Genomic DNA, 14,336 nt, shown 5'->3' with positions numbered 1-14,336 from the left:
CCCCTCACCTGGATCTCAGGACCCTCCGCCACCAGCGACATCGAACTCGACCGCGTCGAAGGCGTCCACGGCCCCCGCACCCTCGACGTCATCCTCGTCCGGGAAGATCACCAGGCGCCCTCCGGGGGTGTCGTACCCCGTTCGTAGCATGGCGGGCATGACGGGAACGCAGAGCAGTCCGGCCGGCCACGCGGAGACCGAACAGCAGGAGCAACCCGCGCCGCCGCCGACTCCGCGCCGCGCGCACGAGCGGGCAGCCCTCGCCGCACTCGACCTGCTCCGCTCCCTCGCGCCGTCCGATGCGCCGCTGCCCCGCGACCGCGGAGTACTGCGCTTCCTCGCGCACCACAGCAGGGCGGAGGCCCCGGGCCTCGCCACACCGGACTGGCTGGTGGAGGCCTGCGCCGCCCGCGGTCTCGTGCCAGCCGACGACGACTTCTGGCATACCGCCCCCACCATCGCGCAGTTGCGGGACGAGCCGCCGCAGACCTGGGGCTCCAGCGCCATGCACATCGAACACGCCTACACCCAGGGCATCCTGTCCTCCGACGATCTGCTCGGCCTGCTGCCTGCCCACCGCCTGCTCCTCCTCCCCCACGACTGGCGCCGGCTCGCCTTCGCCGACGCCTGGCGCCGCGCACTCGCGCGGCTGCTGCGTGCCGAACTCGGCGGCGATGCCGACGCCTGGCTGCGGCTGGCCGCGACAGCCGTGAAGGCGGGAGGTCCGGACGGCCACCCCGACACGAACGGGCCGAGCTGGCCGGACCTGCTCCGCACGGCCCGATCCGCGTCGGGTCCTGGGAAGGTCGGAAACACCGGATCCGGGGCGCTGGAGGAAGCCGCCTGGGCAACCCACACGGCCCGTCCGCGCACCCCCGACGAGGCGCTGGGACTGCTGGCGCACGGCAACCACCTGTGGGCCTGGCCCGCGGGCACCCTGCTGTGCCTGGCCGAAGCCGACGTCGTCGACGCGGTCCTGCCCCGGCTCGGGCCTGATGGTCCGTGGCTGCTCGCCGCCTTCCTGCTGCGCCATGACCGCACCCCGCGCCCCGCGTTCGGCCGGCTGCTCGCCGGCCGTGATCCACGGGCCCTGCGCATCCTGGCCGCGGAGTCCCGTTGGCTGGAGGACGGTCTGATCGGGCGGCTCGCCGACATCGACGATCCCGACACCGATCTGGCCCTGCTCCGCCATGCGCACGACCCGCTGGTCACGCACCGGATCGTCGCCCGGTCGCGGCGCTCCCCTGGGGCGGACCCCGTCGCGGCACGGGTGCTGGCCGAGCTGCGGACGGGGCAGTCGCCATGGCCGATCGGAGGCGTGCGCTGGCTGTGCTCTGCGGAGCCTGACCTGATCGAGGAGATCCTGGTCCGGCGGGCCGCCGACCTGTCCTTCGTCCACCAGGCCTTCGGCTGCCTGGCGTTGCTCGAGCACGCGGGAGCGGCACGGCTCGCGACTCTCGTCGGGCGCGGTGTGCTCGGCCCGGCCGCAGCCAAGCTGTGCGCCAAGGCACTGGCCTCCGGTGATCCGGCCGCTGTGCTCCGCGCCCGGGTGGACCGCGAACTCGCGCCGGCCAAGCTGGTCAACAAGCTGCGTCGCTGCCGGCACCGCTGGGAGGCGACGAGGGCGGTCGCGGCGGTCCCTGCCGATGTGGACTGGGCGGCGATCGAGGCCGCGCACGCGGCGGAACCACTGCCGCACTGGGCAGACCTGGTCGGCATGACGACCGCTCCCGCCGACCTGCGGCTGCGGCACGCCGCGTCGGTGCGGGAACCCGGGCCTGACGGCCTGCCCGATGGCGCGGACCTCACCCGGGCGCGGGCGCGCCACGGTCTGGCCGGGATGTACCACTGCCCGCCCGCCACACAGATCGACGGGCTGCTCGCCTCGGGCATGCTGGACGGATCCGACCTGGTGCAGGAGGCCGCCCCGGCCGCCCTCGTACTCGCCTACCTCGGCAGTGCCGCGCGCCGTGATGACGCTCCCGCCGAGGCGGCTGCCGCCCTGGCGGAGGTCGCCGGTGTGGTCCGCTCCCGGCTCGGGACCGACCCGGAGAGGTGGACGCGGGTGACCGACCGGCTGACGGGCCGTGATCCCCGATGGGAACCGATGTCCCCGGTGGCCGCGTTGCTGTCCTGAGCGGCGCGCCGTGTCGCACCGCACCGGCGCCCGGCGCGGTGCGGGACGCGCTCAGGAGACGATCTGGTAGATGCTCTTGCCGACCAGCCACAGTCCCGCGGCGAGCGACAGCAGGACGATCGCCTGGTCCTGGTGGTCGCTCATCCAGGTGCGCAGCTCCTCCAGGCGCCGCGCCGCGGCCTCGGGGCGGAAGGCCGTGTAGAGCTCCATCGCCAGCAGGCTGGACGTGGCCAGCAGGCAGAAGCCCATCAGCGCGGCGTACGAGGCGATCGACGTCAGATGCGCCTGCACCACGGTGGCGGCTCCCGCGGCCGCCAGACCCCACGGCTGGAGGACGACGCCCAGACCCGCGGCGGTCCACCCGGAGGCCTGGTCCACCCGCGAGAACCACTTCGGGGAGGGGCGCGGGCGGCTGCCCTGGCGCCGCCTGCGTTCGCCGTAGACCACGATGCCCAGACCGATCAGCAGCTTGACTGCCAGTGCCGCGGTGGACGGAGCGGTGTGCGGCACCACCGGTTCGCCGCCGGTGAGCAGCGCCACCGCGGCGATCAGGAGCACCAGGCAGGCGAGCCACGCCATGATGAAGGCCAGTCCCTTGAGCACGCCTCGGGGCGTGGAGAGCAGCAGGATGAAGGCCACGTTGTGCAGCGGCCCCAGCGTGACGGCTCCGCCGATGAGGAGCAGGTCGAGGACCACGCCCCGAGTAGAGCACGGCGGGGCCGTCCCGGGGCCGCGACGTGCCGCCGGGTAGGCATTCCGGGTGACCTCCCGGTCACCGAGGCCCGCTTCCCGGACCGGAGCCCTTCCGTTCGCCGAACGGCCGTCAGGCCGACGGGATGTGACCCTACGATGGCCTGATGGGCAATGGGCGCGAACTCGACCAGACCGATCGCGACATCTTGTTCCACCTCCGGCAGGACGGGCGGCTGACGAATGTCGAACTCGCCCGCAGGGTCGGCCTGACCCCTCCACCGTGCCTGCGGCGGGTCAAGCGGCTGGAGGAGGCCGGGGTGATCGCCGGCTACCGGGCGCGCATCAGTGCGGAGGCAGCGGGGCTCGGCCTCGAGGTGATCGTCTCCATCGAGGTCTCGGTGAGCGACCTGAAGACCCTCGAAGGCCTGGAGACGACCATCTCCGGCTATGAGGAAGTCGTGGAATTCCGCAGGCTGTTCGGCACCCCTGACTACCATCTGCGGGTCCTGGTCGCCGACTACGCGGCGTACGAGGCCTTCCAGACCGGCAAGATCATCGGCATTCCCGGCGTCGCCCGGGTGATCTCGCAGCCGACGATGAAGAAGATCAAGGTCATCGACTGAGCCCCCTGCCGGTGCCGCGACCGGCCGGGGGCGGCGGCCGGATCAGGCTCCGAAGCCGCCGTCGACGACGAGCGCGGAACCCGTGATGTAGCGCCCGCCGGCTCCGGCGAGGAAGGCCACCGCGTCGGCGACCTCCTCGACGTTGCCGTAGCGGCCGAGCGCCGGGATGTTCCGCATGAAGGCGGCGGCGGCACCGTCAGCCGGGTTCATCTCGGTGTCGACGAGGCCAGCGTGGACCACCGTCGCATTGATGCCACGCGGGGCCAGGTCGCGGGCGAGCCCCCTGGTCAGGCCGGTCAGGGCGGCCTTGGACATGGCGTAGAGGGTCAGCCCGGAGGCGGGTACGTGGTCGGTCAGCGCGCTGCCGACGGTGACGATCCTGCCTCCCTCGGGCATGTGCCGGGCGGCGGCCTGCGAGGCCAGGAAGACCGCCCGTATGTTGACCGCGATGATGCGGTCCACCTCTTCGAGGCTGTGGTCCTCCAGCGCCCCGCCCGCGAAGACACCCGCGTTGTTGACCAGGATGTCGATCCCGCCCAGTTCCTCCACGGTCTGCTCGACCGCCTTCGCGGGAGCGGCCGGGTCGGCGCTGTCCGCCCTGATGGCCAGTGCCCGCCCGCCGTCGGCGACGATCTTGCCGGCGACGGCCTGGGCCTTGGCCGCGGAGTTGACGTACGTCAGCACCACCGCGGCCCCTTCCCGCGCGAGCCGCCGCGCGACGGCTGCCCCGATACCCCGGCTGCCGCCGGTCACCAATGCCGTCCTGCCGATCAGCGCGTCCATGTCCGTCCTCGATCCCTTGCGTCGATGGTCCAAGCGCAGGGGAAGACCTCGGAGCGGCGGCAAAGGAACCGCGGCCGTGGCGCGGAGGCGGTTCGCCCGGTGTGCCACGGGCTGTCAGCGCGGGCCTGATCCGGGCTCCGCGTCCAGTGCGGCGATCCTGGCCAGCAGGAAGTCCCGTTCGACCGCGTTGCCAGTGTGCGGAAGCGCCTCCTGATAGGCGGCTCTGGCCGGTGTACGGCGGCCCAGGCGGTGCAGGAACTCGCCGCGGGCGACGGCACGATAGGGGTAGCCGGCGAGCCGCGGGTCCGCGTCGAGGCCGTCGAGGGCGGCGAGTCCCGCGGCGGGGCCGTGTGCGAAGCCGACCGCGACCGCGCGGTTCAAGGCGGCGACGGGGGTGGGGCGGTGGCGCAGCAGCAGGTCGTACAGTCCGACGATCTCCTGCCAGTCGGTCGCTTCCCAGGACGGTGCCTCCGCGTGCACCGCCGCGATGGCCGCCCGCAGCCCGAACGGCCCCGGCGGACGCCGGCGCAGCGCCCTGCGGACCAGGACCAGGCCTTCGGCGATGGACGCGCGGTCCCATCGGCCGCGGTCCTGGTCGGCCAGCAGGACCGGGGCACCGGCGGTGTCCAGCCTGGCGGCCCTGCGGGCGTCGGTCAGCAGGATCAGCGCGCGCAGCCCGGCCACCTCGGCGTCCCCCGGCAGCAGTTCACCGAGCATCCGGGCCAGTCCGGCCGCCCGCGCGATCAGGTCGGTGCGCACCAGTGCCGTCCCCTCCGGTGCGACGTGCCCGGTGGTGAACAGCAGGTCGACCACGGTGAGCACCGCGTCGACGCGCTCCGCCAGCTCACCGGAGTCCGGAATGCGGTACGGGATACGGGCCGCGGTGATCTTCTTCTTCGCCCGGGTGATCCTGGCCGCCATGGTGCTCTCGCCGACCAGGAACGCGCGGGCGATCTCCGCCGTGGTCAGCCCGCAGACCAGTCGCAGCGTCAGCGCCACCTGGGCCTGCCGAGCGAGGGCCGGGTGGCAGCAGGTGAAGATCAGCCGCAGCCGCTCGTCGGGGATGTCGTCGCCGTCGGCGGGTCCTGCGACCGCTTGGTCGTCGTCGGCGGCGAGCAGCGGCAGCGCTCTGCGGAAGCAGGATTCGCGCCGGATGACGTCAAGGGCCCGGTTGCGGGCGGCCGTGGTGAGCCAGGCACCGGGACGGGCCGGTGTGCCGCCGGACGCCCACGCCACCAAGGCCTTGGCGTAGGCGTCCTGCACGCACTCCTCCGCGAGGTCCAGGTCGCGGGTGACCCTGACCGTGGCGGCCAGCACGAAGGCCCACTCGTCGCGGTGCGCCGCAGCGACGGCATGTGCCGCCGCGGACCGCCCCCGCCCCGCCGGCTGCGGATCGGCCTGCATGGGCCCTCCTCCTCTTGCCGCCGCGGTCGCCGGGCGGTCGTCCCCGGGTCAGTACAGCGGGCGCACCTCGACCGCGGCGTCTCCCGTCCTGCCGAAGAACGGCAGCCGCTTGGCCACCGCGAGGGCGGCGTCGAGGTCGGACACCTCGATGATGTAGTAGCCGCCCAGCGCCTCCTTCGTCTCGGCGTAGGCGCCGTCGGTCACCAGGTGGCCGCCCGCGCCGTCCTCACGCACCACCGTCGCCGTCGAGGTCGGCTGGAGGTGCTCGCCGGTCACGATGACGTCCTTGTGCTCGCGGGCGAACGCCTCGTGCGCCTCGTCGAGCGCCCGGCGGGCGGTGTCGTCGGCCGCCTGGTAGTCGGCCTCGTTGTCGTGGATGAGCAGCAGGTAGCGCGTCACCGTCGGTCTCCTTGCGGTCGGGGGCGAGGATCCGCACGGTGCGGGCACCCCGTCATCCCTACGACGAACGGGAGGAGCCGGGAATCGACACCTGTCCGACCCGGTCCTCGGCCGGACGCGTCATGGCGTCGGGCTCCGGCAGCGGTCCGAGGTGCCGGGCGACGCGCTCGCGCAGCAGCAGATACTCCTCCCAGCGACGGGGAAGCGGCCCGGGCGGGCGGACGACGACCCGGGCGGCGGTGACGCTCTGGCCGCGCAGGAACTGTTCGAGGGTCACATCGATCTGTATGCCGCTGGGCAGGGTGTTCCACCAGTGGAAGCCGTGCTGCTCACCCGCGAGGTGGACCTCACCGACCATGAGGTCGCCGCCGAAGAGGTCGTGGACGAGCAGCGAGCTGATGTCGCAGTGTCCCCAGGAAGGATTGTCCGGGCGCCATTCGTCCCTGTCCTGGGGCTCGCAGGTGTCGGCGGCCCAGGACGCGCGCAGCGCCCTGTCGAGGTCGAGCAGATTCCACGTCGTCATGGGTGCAGCCTCGCACCAGGCACTGACAGCGCGGACTTCACGGCAGCCGGCGCAGGCTCTCCGGGGTGAGGTCGGCGCGGGTCGGGTAGCCGTCGACGGCCATGATCAGGTCCGCCTCGGCCAGCACCGTCTTCAGCACGTGGACGATGCCGTCGGTCCCGCCGAGCGCGCACCCGTAGGCGTAGGGGCGGCCGATGCCCACGGCGGTCGCCCCCAGCGCCAGTGCCTTGACCAGGTCGGCGCCCGAGCGCACACCGGAGTCGAAGAGGACCGGCAGGCCGTCCGCCGCGGCGACCATGCCGGGCAGCACGGCCAGCGCGGGCAGGCCGCCGTTGGCCTGCCTGCCGCCATGGTTGGAGCAGTAGATGCCGTCCACGCCGCCGTCCCGCGCGCGGCGCGCGTCATCGGGGTGGCAGATGCCCTTGACGATCAGCGGCAGCGTCGTCACCGAACGCAGCCAGGCCAGGTCGTCCCAGGTCAAGGCATTGCCGAACAGCTGCGTCCAGAGCAGTACCGCACCTTGCGGGTCGTCCTGCGGGTCCTTGCCGAGCAGGCGCCGGAAGACCGGGTCGGTGAAGTAGTTGGCCAGGCAGTGGCCGCGCAGCTGGGGGAAGTTGCCGGCGGCCAGGTCGCGCGGGCGCCAGCCGGTGATCCAGGTGTCGAGGGTGACGACGATCGCCTTGTAGCCTGCGGCTTCCGCCCGGCGGACCAGGCTCTCGGCCAGCTCGCGGTCGGTTGGTGTGTAGAGCTGGAAGAAGCCGGGGGTGCCGCCGAGTTCGGCCGCCACATCCTCCAGCGGGTCGACGGTCAGCGTCGAGGCGACCATCGGTACGCCGGTCCTGGCCGCGGCCCGTGCCGTGGCGAGGTCGCCGTGCCCGTCCTGCGCGCAGAGCCCGATCACGCCGACCGGCGCCATGAAGAGCGGCGAGGGCCAGGTGGTGCCGAACAGCTCGACCGACAGGTCGCGGGTGCGGGCACCGACGAACATCCGCGGATAGAGGCCCCAGCCGGCGAAGGCGTCGACGTTCGCCCGCTGGGTCGCCTCGTCGCCCGCACCACCCGCGACATAGGACACCAGCGACGGCGGCATCGCCTCGGCCGCGCGCGCCTCCAGCTCGCCGAAGGTCATCGGCAGGTCCGGCAGTACGCCGCCCAGGGCGCGGAGGTAGATGTCGTTCTGGTAGTTCCCGAAGGCTGTGGGCAGGTGCGGTGGCTGCTGATCGCTCATCGGGAGGCGTCCTCGCGGTCGGGCGGCTGGGCGTGGGTCATTGTGCCGGGTAGATGTCCCCGGCCGCCATCATGCTCTCCTGGTCGCTGTCGGACTCCAACTGCTCCGCCTCCTGCCGGAGACGGGCGCGTTCGGCTGCGTCGCCGACGCGCTCGGCGTCCTCCTCGAGCCTGTGCGCCTCGTCGCGCAGCTGCTGGACATGGATGTGGGACGCGTCGGTGGATGTCATGGCGGGACCTCGCTCCCTGCGTGGACTCTCGCCTTCCAGCGAAGCACAAGGCTGCGGCGCTCGCCCGGCCTGCCGCCGCAGGACCCCGCTCCGGCGACGCCGGAAACCCGTGCGGCAGCGGGCCACCGGCGTCCCCCCGCGTCGCCGGTGCCGCGCGCACGACGGCGGGTACGCAAGCATCCACGACCGTCGGCCGCGGGAGGCCGCGCGCCCGCTGACGGCCACGACGCGGGACATCCGGCGGAACCTGCTGCTGGCACCCCCGCGTCGCCGGTGCCGCGCGCACGACGGCGGGTACGCAAGCATCCACGACCGCGGGCCCCGGACGGCCCGGACCCGCTGACAGCCACGACGCGGGACATCCGGCCGGACCTGTACCGGCGCCCCCGCGTCGCCGGTGCCGCGCGCACGACGGCGCCTACGCGAGCGTTCACCGCCGCGGGCTCCGCGGCGGGACGGCGGTATGCACGGCCGCAGGTCGCAGGAGACCGCCGTACCCGGCGACGGGTACGGCGGCCTTCACGGTCGCGGGCCGGCGGAAGCGGCCTGCGCGGCGGTGGCCAGGGACGGCTGGAGGCGGCGGGCCGCGTCCAGGTGGTCGCCGGTCCAGATGATGCGCACGGCCGTCGCGGTGGCGCGCCCCCGCTCGTCGCGCAGGTCGCGGTGGACGGCCTCGACGAGGCGGCTGTCGGCCGCGAGGTCGACCGGGAGGGGCGCAGGCACGGCGTGCCGGCCGTCGAGGCCGTCGGCCAGGCCGTGGTACCAGGTCGAGATCCGGTCGGCGCCGGAGAGCAGCTCCGAGCGGGCCGCGGACCGCTCGGCATCGCTGTGCCGGTCGCCGGCCCGCTGCCACATGCCGAGCACGGCGTCGGCGGCGAGCCGGAGCCCGACCACGCCGGTGACCAGCGTGGTCATCTCCGCGAGCGGCACCGGCTTGGCGCCGCGCTCGGCCAGGTAGTTGCGGAAGGCGTCGTCGAGCCGCCGGGCCGAGGCGGCGGCCTGCCGGCCGGCCTCGATCGGCGCCGTGGCCGGTGCCGGGCCCGCGGTGCAGCAGCCCACCGCGTAGCCCACGGCTCCTGCGAGGTAGTCGGCGCTGTCGGAGTAGGCCTCCGCCATGGCTTTGCCGACGGCCGCCGAGGCGCCGCGCGGCCAGAAGAACAGGCCGACCACGACGCTGACCGCGCAGCCGAGCGCGATGTCCTCGACGCGGAAGAGGCCGACGCGCCAGTCGGGGACCTGGCCGATGTTGAAGAGGATCACCAGGGTCACCGTGAAGGCGGCCTGGCCCGCGGCGAAGGAGATCGCGGCGGGTGCGATGCCGGCGAGCAGCACGGCGAGCGGCAGCAGGAACCACAGCAGGACCTCGCTGTGCCCGATGAGCTCGAGCAGCGCGGCTCCCACGATGGAGCCCGCGACCGTCCCGGCCAGGCCGCGTACCGCGTTCTGGCCGGTGTTCAGCGCGTTGGAGCGCAGGACGGACAGGGCGCCGAGCACCACCCAGAAGGAGTGCTGGACGGTGGTGACGTCGGTGAGGGCCACGGCGAGGCCGAGGCCGACCGCGCCGCGCACGCTGTTGTGCAGCCACACCGAATTGGGGTCGAGGTGCGCGGCGGCGCGTTCGCGGGCGGCGGTGAGCGGGCGGGCCATGCCGCCGGGCTCGCGGCCGAGCAGCCGGTCGGCCCAGCCGCGCCGCTCGGCGGCGGCCGCAAGGTCGACGTTGGCGGTGATCTGCATGACGGCGAAGCTCAGCTCCTGGGCCCGGAAGGACACGTCGAGGGAGCTGAGGAAGTCGGTGACCTCGGGGTCCTCGGGGCCGTCCGGCACCGTGCGCTGTACGGGCAGCCGGGTGGTGGCGTCGCCTTCCATGGCGTCGAGTGCCTTGCCCAGTTCCTGGACGGCGGCCTGCAGCGGCACGCGGTCGGCCTGTCGGCCCTCCAGCAGGTCTGCGGCCTCGTCGAGGGCCCGTGCGGCGGCCCGCTTGACCAGGCAGGCCGCGGCCAGGCCGCCGTGGGCGGCGGGCTGCGGTGTGCCGCTGTGCGCGACGATCGCAGTGAGCCAGGTCAGCTCGTCGACCAGTCTGACCAGGGCGCGGGCACCGGTGGACAGGCCGGTGGGGCGGTAGGGCGTGGAGTCGAAGGCGTGGCGCAGCCGGTCTGCGGCAGCGGCGGCATTGTCGGCGGCGGCCTGGCAGTCGGCGGAGGTGGGCCGGTCCTCGCCGAGTTCGAGGGCTGCGTCGACGCGCAGCCGTGCGGCGACCGCACGGCACACCGCGGCGGCGGGGGCGCCCAGCGGGTCGGTGGCGGGGCGCGGCCACAGCAGGGCGACGGCCAGTATCGAGGCGCCTGCGGCCAGGCCCGCGCCGGCCAGCCGGGCGGGCAGCACGGACATGGGTGCGGCGAGCGACACCGGCAGGATGAAGCCGAGCAGCAGGGCGGTCGTGGCACCGGCCAGCACGGAGCTGACGATGCCGGAGAAGAGCACGAGGAAGGCGATCACGACCATGGTCGCCACGCCGAGCCAGGTCACCCTGGAGACGGCGGTGCCCAGGCAGATCAGCGCCGCCCAGGCGACGGCCAGGGCGGCCTGGGCTCGCAGCCGCTGGGCCATGGGGCCGCTGAAGTCGACGAGCAGCAGCATCGAGAAGGCGCCGAACGCGGCGAACTGGGCCATGGTGGGCGAGCCGACGACCTTGCTGCTCAGCGCGAACACCGCGGGCATCACGATGGCGCCGCGCCCTGCCCTGCGGGTCGCGGCGAGTCCTGGGTCCTTGGCCCGCAGCCTGGACGGCAGCGCCCGGAGCGCCTGGCGGGCGCCGCTCGGGTCACGGGTCGGGGTGTGCATACGGGGTGCTCCTCCGGTCGGCCGGGCGGGGTGCCGGGCCGTTCCGGCGCACCGCTGGCGTCGAGTATCGCGGGTGGCGGCCCCCGTGGCGTCGCGTTCCCACCGCGGGGCCGGGCAGCGGCGGGTCCCCGCGGTGCCGTGGCGGGTGTCGGGGGCGGCGGCCGGGTCTCAGGCCGGTGCCACGGCCGCCTGGCCCGCGGAGCCGGTCCAGCGGTCGAAGCGCGCGGTGATGTCGGCGAAGTGCTCGGCGATCCTGGCCGCTGCCGCGTCCGGGTCGTGGGCGGCGACCGCTTCGAGGACCTGGCGGTGCTGGCGTACCACTTGGCCCTGGTCGGTGTGCGGCTTGCCCACCTCGGTCTCCACCTGCCGGTAGACGTCCCAGAACAGGGCGATCAGCTGGAGGACCAGGGCGTTGCCGAGGGGTTCGTAGAGGAGTTCGTGGAAGCGCCGGTCGTGGCCGGCGCGGCCGGCGTCGCCGTCGGCGGCCAGTGCGTCGAGTTCGGCACGCAGCCGGGCGATGTCGGCGTCGGCGAGTTCGAGGGCGGACCGGCGGATCAGGCCGCTCTCCAGCAGTGCACGGACCTCGACGATGTCGAGCAGGCCGCGGGGGTTGTCCCTGCGGACGGCCAGCCGGGTGTGGAAGAGCAGGCCGGGAGCCAGCGAGCGCAGCTGGGGGGTGCCGACGTAGGTACCGTAGCCATGCCGGATGTCGACAATACCGAGCGCCTGAAGGCCCTTGAGCGCTTCACGCACCGAATTGCGGCTGACACCGAGCGTACGCATCAGTTCGGGTTCCGGCGGCAGCGCCTCTCCCGGATCGAGGTCCAAGTCCACGATGAGCTCGATGAGTTGGTCCTGCACTGTGGGCCGCCGTCCGCGGCCGGCGTCCTCACCCGACGCGGCGGGGGACTTGCGCTGAGCTGGCATGCGGCCTACGTTACCGCGAAGCGTAGGACGTGGGACGTCCTACGTCCTACGTTTCGGACCACCGCTCCCGAGGATGCGAGCCCATGAGCACACACGACGCAGTCGCGCCGCCGCTTCGCTGGCGTGCAGAGCTGTCGAAGCAGGACTGGAAGGCGTTCTCCGCCGCGTGGCTCGGCTACGCGATGGACGGCTTCGACTTCGGTCTGATCACCCTGGTCCTGACCGAGATCGCCAAGGAATTCCACCTGTCCACGGTGACCGCGGCGACCCTGGTGTCGGCCGCGTTCGTGTCCCGCTGGTTCGGCGGCCTTGCACTGGGCTCGCTCGGCGACCGCTTCGGACGCCGGCCGGCGATGGTGCTGAGCATCGCGCTCTACGCGGTCGGCTCGGTGCTGTGCGGCTTCTCGTGGGACTACTGGTCGCTGTTCGCCTTCCGCATGGTCGTCGGGCTCGGGATGGCGGGCGAGTACAGCGCGAGCGCCACGTACATCATCGAGAGCTGGCCGCAGCGGATGCGGAACACCGCCAGCGGCATGCTGCTGTCCGGCTACCCGCTGGGCGGGGTGCTGGCCGCCAAGACCTACGCCTGGGTGGTGCCGCACACCAGCTGGCGGGTGCTGTTCTGGATCGGCATCCTGCCGGTGATCGTCGCGGTGTACCTGCGACGCCGGCTGCCGGAGGCCACCGAGTGGCAGCAGGCGAAGGACGCGGGCGAGCGCCCGGTCAGCGCCACCGCCCTGCTCTTCACCGGCCGCTCCCGGCTGTGGACGATCCCCGTCTGCCTGGTGGCCGCGGTCGCGCTGCTCGTGGTGCTGCGCAACCAGTCGCTCGCCGTCACCCTGCTGCTGGTCGCGGTGATCACCGCCTGCTTCGTGGCGCTCTCGGTGCGGTTCGCGCAGCGCCTGTGGCCGGTGGTGGTCGGCCTGATGGTCACCGTCTTCTGCGCGTTCCTCTACTCCTGGCCGCTCCAGTCGCTGCTGCCGACCTACCTCAAGACCGACCTGCACTACGACCCCGCGCAGGTCTCCGACGCGCTGCTCTACGCGGGCTTCGGCTATGCGGTCGGCTCGGTGGTCAGCGGATACCTCGGCGACCGGTTCGGCACCCGGCGGGCGTACGTGAGCATGCTGATCGTGTCGCTGGCCTTCGTCTACCCGGTGTTCGCGCTGGGCGAGGGGCACACCGTCGCCCTGTGGGTGCTGCTCTTCCTGCTGGTGGGCACCAGCCAGGGCGCATCGGGCGTGCTGCCCAGCTACATCAGCTCGCACTACCCGATCGGCATGCGCGCGGCCGCCCTCGGGTTCAGCTACAACGTCGGCGCGCTCGGCGGCGCCGCGGCTCCCGTCCTGGGGGCCAAGATCGCGGAACCGCTCGGCCTGGGCACCTCGCTGGCCGTGCTCGGCCTGGCCCTGACCGTCGTGGTCGTGCTGCTGGTCGGCTTCGACGTGCCGGCCCGCCTCCAGCGCGCGGCCGACCTGCGGCATCCCGCAGCAACCGCAAAACCCGTAACAGCCGAAGCCTCGGCAAGTGAGAAGGTCTGATGTTCCACGGAGTCGTCCCTCCCCTGTGCACCCCGCTGACCGAGGACGGGGAGGTGGACACCGCCTCGCTCGAACGCCTCACCGGCTTCCTGCTCGACGCCGGCGTGCACGGCCTGTTCGTCGGCGGCTCCACCGGTGAGATCGCCCAGCTGACCGACGCGGCACGGGACACCGCGCTGCGCACGGTCGTCGCCACCGCCGCGGGCCAGGTCCCGGTGCTGGCCGGCGCGATCGACACCGGCACCCGGCGGGTGCTCGAACACGCCAGGCGGGCACAGGCGCTGGGCGCCGACGCGGCCGTGGTGACGGCGCCCTTCTACGTCGGCGTCGGCGAGCCCGAGGTCAGGGCGCACTACGAACTACTGCACGCGGGGCTCGACCTGCCCGTGGTCGCCTACGACATCCCCTCGAACGTGGGCTACAAGCTCCCCGCGGCACTGCTCGGCGAGCTGGCGCGGGCCAAGGTGATCGCCGCGGTCAAGGACTCCTCCGGCGATCTGGAGGGCTTCCAGCGGGTGATGGACAGCGCGGCGGGCAGCGGGGCGGGCTGCCTCACCGGGTCGGAGACCCTGGCGGATCTGGCGATGGCGCGCGGCGCCGACGGCATCGTGCCAGGACTCGGCAATGTCGACCCGCACGGCTACGTAAGGCTCTACGAGGCCGCGCGCCGCGGCGACACCGCCGCCGCCCAGGCCGAACAGCGGCGGCTGACCGAGCTGTTCGGCATCATCGAGGTCGCGGACCGCGGCAGGATCGGCCGGATGTCGGGTGCGCTGGGCGCTTTCAAGGCGGCGCTGGTCGCCCGCGGGGTGATCCGGCACGCGTACACCCAGGCGCCGCTGCTGCCGCTCACGGACGCCGAGTCGCGGGCCGTGGCGGACCGGATCGCCGCGGCGGGGCTGGCCCGCGTCGAGTAGCCGGCACGGCAGGAACGTCCCCCCACTTGTCCGCGGCGCACATGCGCCGCGGACAAGATTTTCCTGAACGCTTCCCTCCGGGACGTGATTC

Annotated in this window: 14 protein-coding genes; 5 read left to right on the top strand and 9 right to left on the bottom strand. The window is 73.4% G+C overall.

From position 1 onward, the window contains the following. On the top strand, positions 1–147 hold a 147-nt coding region (locus ACGFMP_RS19400; protein ID WP_393673795.1), incomplete at its 5' end, for an LUD domain-containing protein. Positions 148–157: 10 nt separating this feature from the next. Further along, positions 158–2,137 carry a hypothetical protein gene (locus ACGFMP_RS19395; RefSeq protein ID WP_393673760.1) on the top strand — a complete coding sequence of 660 codons (1,980 nt, stop codon included), beginning with the start codon at positions 158–160 and terminating at the stop codon, positions 2,135–2,137. Between the two features lie 51 nt (positions 2,138–2,188). Here the strand turns inward: ACGFMP_RS19395 and ACGFMP_RS19390 are convergent, their stop codons facing one another. Further along, positions 2,189–2,833 (bottom strand): GAP family protein, encoded by a 645-nt coding sequence (locus ACGFMP_RS19390; protein WP_393673759.1) that lies wholly within the window; start codon positions 2,831–2,833, stop codon positions 2,189–2,191. Positions 2,834–2,994: 161 nt separating this feature from the next. Between ACGFMP_RS19390 and ACGFMP_RS19385 the strand changes: the two genes are divergently transcribed. Further along, the gene (locus ACGFMP_RS19385; protein WP_393673758.1) at positions 2,995–3,453 is read left to right on the top strand and encodes an Lrp/AsnC family transcriptional regulator; all 459 of its coding nucleotides are present in this window, start codon (positions 2,995–2,997) and stop codon (positions 3,451–3,453) included. A 42-nt stretch (positions 3,454–3,495) separates the two neighbouring features. Here ACGFMP_RS19385 and ACGFMP_RS19380 read toward each other — a convergent pair whose 3' ends face one another. From ACGFMP_RS19380 to ACGFMP_RS19345, 8 genes are all read right to left on the bottom strand, one after another. Next, positions 3,496–4,236: an SDR family NAD(P)-dependent oxidoreductase gene (locus tag ACGFMP_RS19380; RefSeq protein ID WP_393673756.1), complete on the bottom strand. Its 741-nt coding sequence runs from the start codon at positions 4,234–4,236 to the stop codon at positions 3,496–3,498. Positions 4,237–4,350: 114 nt separating this feature from the next. Next, positions 4,351–5,640: an RNA polymerase sigma factor gene (locus ACGFMP_RS19375; RefSeq protein ID WP_393673755.1), complete on the bottom strand. Its 1,290-nt coding sequence runs from the start codon at positions 5,638–5,640 to the stop codon at positions 4,351–4,353. A gap of 48 nt (positions 5,641–5,688) precedes the next feature. Then, positions 5,689–6,039, bottom strand: a complete 351-nt coding sequence (locus ACGFMP_RS19370) for a YciI family protein (RefSeq protein ID WP_393673754.1) — start codon at positions 6,037–6,039, stop codon at positions 5,689–5,691. Between the two features lie 58 nt (positions 6,040–6,097). Next, positions 6,098–6,562 carry a hypothetical protein gene (locus tag ACGFMP_RS19365; protein ID WP_393673752.1) on the bottom strand — a complete coding sequence of 155 codons (465 nt, stop codon included), beginning with the start codon at positions 6,560–6,562 and terminating at the stop codon, positions 6,098–6,100. A 37-nt stretch (positions 6,563–6,599) separates the two neighbouring features. Next, entirely contained in the window at positions 6,600–7,790 is a 1,191-nt protein-coding gene (locus tag ACGFMP_RS19360) for an alpha-hydroxy-acid oxidizing protein (RefSeq protein WP_393673750.1), read from the bottom strand. A 37-nt stretch (positions 7,791–7,827) separates the two neighbouring features. Next, positions 7,828–8,019, bottom strand: coding sequence for a DUF6381 family protein (locus ACGFMP_RS19355; RefSeq protein ID WP_393673749.1), 192 nt, complete (start codon positions 8,017–8,019; stop codon positions 7,828–7,830). A 519-nt stretch (positions 8,020–8,538) separates the two neighbouring features. Further along, complete coding sequence (locus ACGFMP_RS19350; protein ID WP_393673747.1) at positions 8,539–10,860, bottom strand: FUSC family protein; 2,322 nt, start codon at positions 10,858–10,860, stop codon at positions 8,539–8,541. Between the two features lie 168 nt (positions 10,861–11,028). After that, on the bottom strand, positions 11,029–11,787 hold the full coding sequence (locus ACGFMP_RS19345) for a FadR/GntR family transcriptional regulator (RefSeq protein WP_393673746.1): 759 nt from the start codon (positions 11,785–11,787) through the stop codon (positions 11,029–11,031). Positions 11,788–11,870: 83 nt separating this feature from the next. Between ACGFMP_RS19345 and ACGFMP_RS19340 the strand changes: the two genes are divergently transcribed. Further along, positions 11,871–13,328 carry a sialate:H+ symport family MFS transporter gene (locus ACGFMP_RS19340; RefSeq protein ID WP_393673745.1) on the top strand — a complete coding sequence of 486 codons (1,458 nt, stop codon included), beginning with the start codon at positions 11,871–11,873 and terminating at the stop codon, positions 13,326–13,328. Next, positions 13,328–14,245 (top strand): dihydrodipicolinate synthase family protein, encoded by a 918-nt coding sequence (locus ACGFMP_RS19335; protein WP_393673744.1) that lies wholly within the window; start codon positions 13,328–13,330, stop codon positions 14,243–14,245. The genes ACGFMP_RS19340 and ACGFMP_RS19335 overlap by 1 nt, the downstream gene beginning before the upstream one ends. The last annotated feature ends 91 nt before the right edge of the window (positions 14,246–14,336 follow it).

This window comes from Streptomyces sp. NPDC049040, assembly GCF_043197715.1.
Lineage (GTDB): Bacteria > Actinomycetota > Actinomycetes > Streptomycetales > Streptomycetaceae > Actinacidiphila.
The sequence above is the reverse complement of the archived record's forward strand: the minus strand, read 5'-3'. Positions and strand labels throughout refer to the sequence as shown.